General features: G+C 71.1%; 9 protein-coding genes and 1 tRNA gene. 4 read left to right on the forward strand and 6 right to left on the reverse strand.

From position 1 onward, the window contains the following. The first annotated feature begins 6 nt into the window (after positions 1-6). Positions 7-231, forward strand: coding sequence for a hypothetical protein (locus MKK64_RS03150; protein WP_243932203.1), 225 nt, complete (start codon positions 7-9; stop codon positions 229-231). A 19-nt stretch (positions 232-250) separates the two neighbouring features. On the opposite strand, the gene MKK64_RS03155 is transcribed toward MKK64_RS03150, so the two are convergent. From MKK64_RS03155 to MKK64_RS03165, 3 genes are all read right to left on the reverse strand, one after another. After that, positions 251-1,195: a ribose-phosphate pyrophosphokinase gene (locus MKK64_RS03155; RefSeq protein WP_147728058.1), complete on the reverse strand. Its 945-nt coding sequence runs from the start codon at positions 1,193-1,195 to the stop codon at positions 251-253. 171 nt (positions 1,196-1,366) lie between these two features. Continuing rightward, positions 1,367-1,594, reverse strand: coding sequence for a DUF4170 domain-containing protein (locus MKK64_RS03160; protein WP_147728057.1), 228 nt, complete (start codon positions 1,592-1,594; stop codon positions 1,367-1,369). Between the two features lie 147 nt (positions 1,595-1,741). Beyond that, positions 1,742-2,344 carry a PAS domain-containing protein gene (locus tag MKK64_RS03165; RefSeq protein WP_243932204.1) on the reverse strand — a complete coding sequence of 201 codons (603 nt, stop codon included), beginning with the start codon at positions 2,342-2,344 and terminating at the stop codon, positions 1,742-1,744. 156 nt (positions 2,345-2,500) lie between these two features. Between MKK64_RS03165 and MKK64_RS03170 the strand changes: the two genes are divergently transcribed. Then, positions 2,501-3,250 carry a GNAT family N-acetyltransferase gene (locus MKK64_RS03170; RefSeq protein ID WP_243932205.1) on the forward strand — a complete coding sequence of 250 codons (750 nt, stop codon included), beginning with the start codon at positions 2,501-2,503 and terminating at the stop codon, positions 3,248-3,250. 35 nt (positions 3,251-3,285) lie between these two features. Here MKK64_RS03170 and xseA read toward each other — a convergent pair whose 3' ends face one another. After that, entirely contained in the window at positions 3,286-4,968 is a 1,683-nt protein-coding gene (gene xseA / locus MKK64_RS03175; protein ID WP_243932206.1) for an exodeoxyribonuclease VII large subunit, read from the reverse strand. A 131-nt stretch (positions 4,969-5,099) separates the two neighbouring features. Between xseA and purD the strand changes: the two genes are divergently transcribed. Then, entirely contained in the window at positions 5,100-6,380 is a 1,281-nt protein-coding gene (purD, locus tag MKK64_RS03180) for a phosphoribosylamine--glycine ligase (RefSeq protein WP_147841946.1), read from the forward strand. Between the two features lie 50 nt (positions 6,381-6,430). On the opposite strand, the gene rlmB is transcribed toward purD, so the two are convergent. Then, positions 6,431-7,375, reverse strand: coding sequence for a 23S rRNA (guanosine(2251)-2'-O)-methyltransferase RlmB (gene rlmB / locus MKK64_RS03185; protein ID WP_243932207.1), 945 nt, complete (start codon positions 7,373-7,375; stop codon positions 6,431-6,433). A 236-nt stretch (positions 7,376-7,611) separates the two neighbouring features. Here rlmB and MKK64_RS03190 point away from each other — a divergent pair. Further along, positions 7,612-7,686: transfer RNA gene (locus MKK64_RS03190), tRNA-Glu, on the forward strand. Positions 7,687-8,026: 340 nt separating this feature from the next. Here MKK64_RS03190 and MKK64_RS03195 read toward each other — a convergent pair. Next, a complete protein-coding gene (locus MKK64_RS03195) occupies positions 8,027-8,668 on the reverse strand; it encodes a DUF6338 family protein (RefSeq protein WP_243932208.1) in 642 nt (213 codons plus the stop codon). Positions 8,669-8,969: the final 301 nt, after the last annotated feature.

An 8,969-nucleotide genomic window follows, 5' to 3' on the forward strand; every position in this document is an offset into this window, starting at 1 on the left:
CACCCCATGCCCGTCGCCTCCGCTCCCGCCCGCCGGGCCGACCTGCCGCCCGGCCGCTGCCCGGTCGAGGACATCGCCCGCGCCTACCTCCTCACCAGCGCGGGCGACGCCGACCTCGCCCTGCGCTGCGTCATCGCCGACGCGCTCTCCGACCTGCTCGAAGCCGACCGCCGGGCGCGCGAGCGCAGCTGGCTGATCTCGCGGGGCTTCGTGCGGGGACGGGACGGGTAGGGGGGAGGATGCGCGGGTGTCAGTCGAACAGGCTCGACACGCTGGCCTCGGTCGCGGTCCGGCCGATGGCTTCGCCAAGCAGCGGGGCGATCGTCGCGACGCGGATGTTGCGGGCGAGCTTGACGGCCTGCGTCGGCTGGATCGAGTCGGTGATCACCAGCTCCTTCATCCGGGAGGCGGCGATGCGCGAGACCGCGCCGCCCGAGAGCACCCCGTGGGTGATGTAGGCCGAGACCTCCTTGGCGCCGGCGTTGAGCAGGGCTTCGGCCGCGTTGACGAGGGTGCCGCCGGAATCGACGATGTCGTCGACGAGGATGCAGGAGCGGCCCTCGACGTCGCCGATGATGTTCATCACCTCGGACTCGCCGGCGCGCTCGCGGCGCTTGTCGACGATGGCCAGCGACGCGTCGATGCGCTTGGCGACCGCGCGGGCGCGGACCACGCCGCCGACGTCGGGCGAGACCACCATGCGGTCGGTGCTCGTCAGCCGCTCCTTGATGTCGCGCACCATCACCGGGGCGGCGAACAGGTTGTCGGTCGGGATGTCGAAGAAGCCCTGGATCTGGCCGGCATGGAGGTCCAGCGTCAGCACGCGGTCGGCGCCGGCCTCGGTGATCAGGTTGCAGACGAGCTTGGCCGAGATCGGGGTGCGGCCGGAGGTGCGCCGGTCCTGCCGGGCGTAGCCGAAATACGGGATCACCGCCGTGATGCGCCGCGCCGAGGACCGACGCGCGGCGTCGATCATGATCAGCAGCTCCATCAGGTGGTCGTTGGCCGGGTAGGAGGTCGACTGGACGATGAACACGTCCTCGCCGCGCACGTTCTCCTGGATCTCGACGAAGATCTCCATGTCGGCGAAGCGCCGGACCATGCACTTGGCGAGCGGCAGTTCCAGGTATCCGGCGATCGCCTCCGCCAAGGGCCGGCTGGCATTGCCGGCGATGATCTTGATCGAAGACTTCATGCCTGCGGGCTCAACATTTGGGGTCTCGGGCCGAGACACGTCCTGAAGACCTGGAACGACCGGCCGATCGACAGGCCCGTCGGCATCCGCGTCGATCGGGCTCTTATCAGCGCGGTCGAACCGTCACAATGGCCGGCGCCGCGCCGGCCCGCGCTCTGCACAGCCGGCGCCCTACGGCTCCAGCAGGCGGTGGAGGTGGACGACGAAGTACCGGGTCTGCGCGCTGTCGACGGTGGCCTGGGCCTTGGCGCGCCACGCCGCCTTGGCCGAGGCGTAGTCGGGAAAGATGCCGACGATGTCGAGGCCGGCGAGGTCCTTGAACCGGATGCCCTCGATGTCCTCGAGCTCGCCGCCGAAGACGAGGTGGAGCAGCTGGTCGCTGGCGATCGTCGTGGTCACGGGTCTCTCCTGGTCGCGGCACGCGCGCCCTCAGGCAGGACGCGTGCCGCAGGGCGCGGCATCGCCGGGCGCGTCGCAAACCCCATCGCCGCCGTCAAGCCCGCCCGGCGCGGACCCGCCAAGCGCAGACCTGCCGAGCCGACGCCGTTAGTGCCGCGAGGCCTCGCGCTCGGCCTGCGCGATCTCGCGGCCGATCTGGAACAGCAGCCGGTCGGTCATGCCGCGCAGGGCCTCGGACCCGCTCTCGGCGACCGCGGCGTGCAGCGCGATGCAGAGGTCGGCGGCGCGCAGCAGCGGCGCCTCCTGCTCCGGATCCGGCGCGGCCACCACGTAGCCGGCCTCGGCCTTCCGCCCTTCGGTGATGTCGATCAGGATGCCGGTGCTTCGCACGGGCCGGCCATGCGGATCGTGGAAGACCCGCCCGCGGCTCAAGACCCAGCGCGGCTGCCCGGAGAGCATCCCGGCGCGGTACTCCGCCAGCACGAGGCCGCCGACGCGCATCGCGCGCTGCACCTCGGTCGTCATCCACGGCAGGTCGTCGGGGTGGATGCCAGCGACCGCCTCGTCGAACTCGAGTTCGCGCCCGGCCAAAGCGGCGTCGCCCGCCAGGAGCTCGGCGGCCCCCCGGTCGTAGCGCACGCGACGCGTGACCGAGTTCCAGTCCCAGGTGCCGACGACGCCCGACGCCTGGAGGGCGGCATGCAGCTCTTCCGCCGCATGTCCTCTCTCGTCGATGCCGTCGAATTCCATCGGCCTGCCAAAGGTGTCATGAGGATCGGAAACGTCGAGCAACAATTCACATACGGTTTCGACTTCGTCGATACAACCACACGTTAAGAGTCTGGGCGGTCGGGTCCGCCTCCGTGCGTGATAGGAACCGCCCCCCGGGCAGCCCGCGGACAAGACATGTCACAGCACGACGACCTCGCTTGGACGGCGGAAGCGGCCTGCCGCGACGCATGGCCCGCGACCCGTCAAGATCACCTCGACGGATGGCTGCTGCGCGCCTCGGGCGGGCCGACCCGGCGGACGAACTCGCTCAATCCCACCCGCGGGCCGCGCGGGCCCGCCGCCACGGCGATCGCGGCCTGCGAGCGCGAATACGCGGCGCTCGGCCAGCCGTCGATCGTGCGGGTGGTCAGCCTCGCGCCGGAGCTCGACCAACCGCTCGCGGACCGGGGCTACGGCGCGGAAGGCCATGCGCTCACCCTGTTCGCCGCCCTCGACGGGGTGCCGGCCGGGCTCGATCCGGCCGTGCGGCTGGTGCCGGCGCCCGACGCCGGCTGGCTCGCGCTCCGCGCCCGGCTTGCCGGCGCGGGCGCGGAGGCCGCCGCGATCTACGCCGCGATGACCGGCCGCATCCGCGGCCCCCGCGCCTTCGCCGCCCTGGAGCGGGCGGGCGAGACCGCCTCGATGGGCTACGCGGTGATCTGCGGATCGCTCGCGGTGATCGAGTCCGTCGCGACGCCGGAGCGGCTGCGCGGGCAGGGCCACGCCCGCCGCACCGTCGGCGCCCTGATGCGCTGGGCCCGCGCCAACGGCGCGACCGGCGCCTGCCTCCAGGTGGTGGCCGAGAACGAAGCCGCCCGCGCGCTCTACGACGGTCTCGGATTTCGCACCGAGCTGCTGCGCTACCACTACCGCCGGCCGGGCTGAGCCCGCGCGATCGCCGGGTCTTTTGTCGTCGGGATCTACGCCTCGAACAGCGAGCCCTGCGCGGCGGTCGGCGCGGGTGCGGCCGGCGCGGCCTTGGCCCGGCGCGGGGCGCGCTTCCGCGCCGGCGGGGCGCCCTCCGGCGCGGGTGCGGCCGCTTCCCCCTCGGTCCTGGCCGCCACGAGCCCGTCGGCGAACTGCAGCGTCACGGGCGTGCCCGCCGGCAATCCGAGGCCGGAGCGCAGCGCCGCGCCCGCGCCGTCGCGGACCAGCACGTAGCCGCGGGCGAGCACGGCGCGGTAGCCGAGGCTGCCGAGGAGGCCGCCGGCCCGTTCGAGCCGGGCGCTGCGGCGCTCGATCAACCCGGCCCCGGCCTGCACCATCCGCGCGTGCGACGCGGCCAGCCGCTCGCGCGACCGGGCGGTCTCGGTCTCGGCCCGGCGCAGCGTCGTCGTCCGCGCGACAACCAGCCGGTGGCTCAGCGCGGCGAGCGCGTCGCCCTTGCGGGTCGCGTGGTTGGCGAGCGCCTGGCGCGGCCGATGGTCGATCGCCGCGAGCCGCGCCCGCGCCCGGGCCAGAACCAGTTCCGGCGGATGCCGCACGAGCCGGTCGAGCAGGCGCGAGAACCGCTCGCGGAAGGCGCGGGCGTTGCCCGCGAGCGCCGGCGCGAGCCGGGCCTCGGCGAGGTCGAGCCGCTGGCGCTTGCCCGCCAGGAACGCGTCGGCGCCGGGCATCGCCCGCAGCGCCGAGCGGAAATCCGCGCCGAGGCGGTCGAGCTTGCGCTCCACCGCGCCGCGGCGGCGGCGGGTCAGGTCGTCGAGGGTGAGCAGCAGATCGCCCCGCACCGGCACCGCCATCTCGGCGGCGCCGGTCGGCGTCGGCGCGCGCCGGTCGGAGACGAAGTCGATCAGCGTGGTGTCGGTCTCGTGCCCGACCGCCGATATCAGCGGGATCCGGCTCTCGAAGGCGGCGCGCACCACCGCCTCCTCGTTGAACGCCCACAGGTCCTCGATCGAGCCGCCGCCGCGGGCGACGATCAGCACGTCCGGCCGCGGGATCGCGCCGCCGGCCGGCAGCGCGTTGAAGCCGCGGATGGCGGCGGCGATCTCCTCGGCCGCGCCGTCGCCCTGCACGCGCACCGGCCAGACCAGCACGGGGCGCGGGAACCGGTCTTCCAGCCGGTGCAGGATGTCGCGGATCACCGCGCCGGTCGGCGAGGTCACCACGCCGACGACCTGCGGCAGGAAGGGGATCGCCCGCTTGTGCTCGGCCGCGAACAGACCCTCGGCCGCCAGCGCGCGCTTGCGCTCCTCCAGCAGCGCCATCCAGGCGCCGATGCCGGCCGGCTCGAGGCTCTCGATGACGATCTGGTACGAGGACTTGCCGGGAAACGTCGTGATCTTGCCGGTGGCGACGACCTCGAGCCCCTCCTGCGGCTTCTGCCGCAGGCGATTGAAGGTGCCCTTCCACACCACCGCGTCGATGCGGGCGTTGCCGTCCTTGAGCGAGAAGTAGGCGTGCCCCGAGCCGTGCTGCCCGCGGAAGCCCGAGATCTCGCCGCGCAGCCGCACGTGCCCGAAGGCGTCCTCCAGGGTACGCTTGAGCGCCGAGGCGAGGTCGCCCACCGACCATTCCGGCTGGTTGGCGACCAGCACGGCCGCGGGCGGGACGTCCGCGGCCGGCGGCGACCTGCGGGGGGCGGGGGGCGGGACGAGGGCCATGGCGAGAGTGCTATGCGGACGCGGCGCCGAGGTCAAAGGCCGCCGCGCGACGGTGGATCCGGTGCACGACGCGCGCCTTCGTGCGAAACGGCCCTTTCCCCGCTCCCGGATTTCGGGAACATCCTGATCGCATGAACATCCTTCTCATCGGCAACGGCGGCCGCGAGCACGCCCTCGCCTATGCCCTCGCGAAAAGCCCGCTCTGCACCCGGCTGCTTACGGCGCCGGGCAATCCCGGCACCGCGCAGCACGGCGAGAACCGGCCGGAGCTGAACGTCGCCGACCATGGCGCGGTCCGCAGCTTCTGCGAGGCCGAGCGCATCGGCCTCGTCGTGATCGGGCCCGAGGCGCCGCTGGTCGCCGGCCTCGTGGACGACCTGACGCGGGCCGGCATCCGCGCCTTCGGCCCGACGAAGGCCGCCGCGCAGCTCGAAGGCTCGAAGGGCTTCACCAAGGAGCTGTGCACCGAGCGCGGCATCCCGACGGCGGGCTACGGCCGCTTCGCCGCGCTCGATCCCGCCCTCGCGCACGTGCGCGCCGCGGGCGCCCCGATCGTGGTGAAGGCCGACGGGCTCGCCGCCGGCAAGGGCGTCACCGTCGCCGAGACGGTGGAGCAGGCCGAGGGCGCGCTGCGGGCGCTGTTCGCGGAGGCGGGCGCGGAAGTCGTGATCGAGGAATGCTTGTTCGGCGAAGAGGCGAGCTTCTTCGCCTTGTGCGACGGCACGCGGGCGATTCCGATGGGCACGGCGCAGGACCACAAGCGGGTCTTCGACGGCGACCGCGGTCCCAACACCGGCGGCATGGGCGCGTATTCGCCGGCGGGCATCGTCACGCCGGCGATCGAGCGGACCGTGATGGAGACGATCATCCAGCCGACGCTCGACGGCATGCGCGCGCGCGGCACGCCGTTCACCGGCATCCTCTATGCCGGCCTGATGCTGACCGCGGACGGCCCCAAGCTCATCGAGTACAACACCCGCTTCGGCGACCCGGAGGCGCAGGTGCTGATGCCGCGGCTCGCCTCCGACCTGGTGCCGGCGCTGCTCTCGGCCTGCGACGGCGACCTCACCGGCGTCTGCCTGGAGTTCGACGCCTCGCGCGCGGCGCTGACCGTGGTGATGGCGGCGGCCGGCTATCCCGGCACGGTGGTGCGCGGCTCGACGATCCGCGGCATCGCCGATGCCGAGCGCGACGGCGCCCTGGTGTTCCAGGCCGGAACCCGGGCCGAGGGCGAGGCCATCCTCGCCGACGGCGGCCGGGTGCTGGCGGTCACCGCGCTCGGCGACAGCGTGCTGGAGGCGCAGGCCCGCGCCTACGCGGCGGTCGCCCGGATCGACTGGCCGGAAGGGTTCTGCCGCCGCGACATCGGCCGGCGCGCCGTCGCCCGCGAGGTCGCCGGCCACGGCATCTGACCGTTTGCGACCGGGCGAGGCGGGTGTGTCCCGCGTCGCCAGATCGCAAACTAACGGCCGAGGGCGTAGAGGGCGATCGCGGCGGCGTTCGAGACGTTGAGGCTGCGGATCTCGCCGGTGAACGGGATCTTGGCGAGCACGTCGCAGCAGGCGCGGGTGCGCTCGCGCAGCCCCTTGCCCTCGGCGCCGAGCACGATCACCGCCGGCCGCGTCGGGGTCAGCGTGTCGAGGCCGGTCTCGGCGTCGGAATCGAGGCCGATGCGGGTGAAACCCTGCGCGCCGAGGGCGATCAGCGCCTCGGCGAGGTTGCGCACCACCAGGAACGGCACGTGCTCCAGGCCGCCGGAGGCGGATTTCGCCAGCACGCCGGTGGCGCCCGGCGCATGGCGCGCGGTCGTGACGATGCCGGTGACGCCGAAGGCCGCGGCGGTGCGCACGATCGCCCCGACATTGTGCGGATCGGTGATCTGGTCGAGCGCCAGCAGCAGCGCATCGGCCGGCAGCGCGTCGAGGCCGGGCGAGGCGAGGGGCTCCGCCTCGAGGTAGAGGCCCTGGTGCACCGCATCCGCCCCGAGCAGCCGGTTGATGTCGGACGGCCGCACCAGCTCGGGCTCGATCCGCAGGGTGCCCAGCTCCTCCACGAGGCGCGCGGCGCCGTTCTCGGTGGCGAGCAGCCGGTGCAGGATCCGCTCGGCATTGCCCATCGCCTGCACCACCGGGTGGAAGCCGTAGATCACCGCGGCGCCCTCGTGCGCCGGCTGCGGCCCGGCCGGCCGCGGCCGCTGACCGTAGGCGGGCTTGCCGAAGCCGGGTTTTCCGAAAGCGGGTCTTCCGAAGCCGGGCTTGCCGTAACCCGGCTTGCCGTGGCTCGGCTTGCCGAAGCCGGGCTTCCCATGCCCTGGCTTGCCATGATCGGCCTTGCCGAAGCCGGGCTTTCGCACCTCGGACCCGGTCGGCCGCCCGCCGTCGCCGCCGTCGTCGCTCTCGCTCGCCATCCGCCCAACCATTCCAGACCCGTGCTGCGCGCGGCCGCGCAGGAAAACAGCGCCCCGCCAAGGCGCGCGAAGCGGCAGCGTTAGCACGGCCGGGGCGAAGTTGCCGCACCCGCCCGGCGCCGCCATCCCGCCCCATCCGCGACAAACCGGCCCGCGCCCGCCGCCGCCGCACAAGCCACGATCCGCCCGTTGCCCTCCGCCCGCGGCCCGACTATAGAAACCTCGGCCAAGCGCCAGCGCCCTTCGTCTATCGGTTAGGACGTCAGCCTTTCACGCTGAAGAGGCGGGTTCGACTCCCGCAGGGCGCGCCATCTATCTTGCCCAGTTAAATCTTGTTGTTTCGTAGCAAGTTAGATGGCGCCAAGGCTAACGATGGACCCCAGTTCTCGGGCAGGGTGAACCCCAGAAGTATGCAGAATCTCGCGGGGCTGGCATGACTCCCTGCTACTTGGTCGGCTTGACGCCTGTGCCCGTTGTGGGAACCGGAGGCCGCCCACCGCCTGTGGCAGGCTGATACCCGGCTCCTGGGTTCGGTCTATCCGGCGCCTGAAGGACCGGGCGCGGCTGGTAACCGTCATTTGCCGGGCGTGGCTGGTAGCCGTGCGTGCTTGTATTGGGAGGAAGGTTCTTACGGTCGCTCATTCATGGCTCCTACGGCGCTTCCCAGAACTCGATCAATTTCACTTGCTTCGCTGGGATCAGGATACCGACTCGCTCAGGTCGTTGTGACCATTCACCAGCTTCGGACACATCCCAGATTTCCTCAAGGTAGATGTCTCGCTCTGTCGGATCTGAGGCAGCAAACGACTTTTCCCCAAAAATTCCGCCGACCTTCGCACCGTCCATAGTCACGAGGACAAACCGAGGCCCTCTATCGCTTGAGAATTTATAGTCCCACGCAGTTGGTGAGCTATGGATTGGATTAACACCCAGCTTATGAGCAACCCATCGACCGATGCCACGTTGCGCAATCAAACCGAGAAGCAATCCGCAGATGGTGGGACCGCAAACGAACACCGATATCCATGATACCCCTCTTTTCCATCCGGTCAGATCGGCCTCGATTAAAACTTCGATGATCGGCAGAGCTATAGCATAATAAAAAGCTGATATCGATATAAAAAATAGGATGTTTTCGCTTTGCTTCAGAGTTCTGCCGGTAATGAATTGAGCCCTTACGACAGAAATTACTAGACCAGGTACCACGAAGGCCAGGACTAGGTAGACATTATCTAAATTTTTTAAATCGGGCATTTGATCTTCAGCCAAAGGTTTATGCTCGGCTTGTTGCAAGCCGTAGCTAATCGCAAACATAAACGACAGGGGGGAGGGGGGGGGGGGGGGGGGGGGCCCCCCCCGGTTTCCAAAAAGGGCCCCCCCCCTCAAGCGTCCCCGTTGCCCACCCCCCAACGGCCCCCCCACTTCTTCCCCGCGGGTTCATTTGGCTTCCCCCCAAGGTCCCCGTTCCGTCCCGGTTTTTTGTTTGGCCCCCGCCCCCCCCTCCCCTTCAACCCGGGTACCCACCCGTTTATTCCCTTCCCCACGTTCCACCATTTCGCCATTGACGTCGCCAGCCCCACGGGGGAAACGCGTT

It is taken from the genome of Methylobacterium sp. E-025, from assembly GCF_022829705.1.
Classification (GTDB): domain Bacteria; phylum Pseudomonadota; class Alphaproteobacteria; order Rhizobiales; family Beijerinckiaceae; genus Methylobacterium.

Coding starts and splice junctions, on each gene's coding strand:
- MKK64_RS03150 (WP_243932203.1), top strand. CDS start 7: ATGCCCGTCGCCTCCGCTCCCGCCCGCCGGGCCGACCTGCCGCCCGGC.
- MKK64_RS03155 (WP_147728058.1), bottom strand. CDS start 1,195: ATGAAGTCTTCGATCAAGATCATCGCCGGCAATGCCAGCCGGCCCTTG.
- MKK64_RS03165 (WP_243932204.1), bottom strand. CDS start 2,344: ATGGAATTCGACGGCATCGACGAGAGAGGACATGCGGCGGAAGAGCTG.
- MKK64_RS03170 (WP_243932205.1), top strand. CDS start 2,501: ATGTCACAGCACGACGACCTCGCTTGGACGGCGGAAGCGGCCTGCCGC.
- xseA (WP_243932206.1), bottom strand. CDS start 4,968: ATGGCCCTCGTCCCGCCCCCCGCCCCCCGCAGGTCGCCGCCGGCCGCG.
- purD (WP_147841946.1), top strand. CDS start 5,100: ATGAACATCCTTCTCATCGGCAACGGCGGCCGCGAGCACGCCCTCGCC.
- rlmB (WP_243932207.1), bottom strand. CDS start 7,375: ATGGCGAGCGAGAGCGACGACGGCGGCGACGGCGGGCGGCCGACCGGG.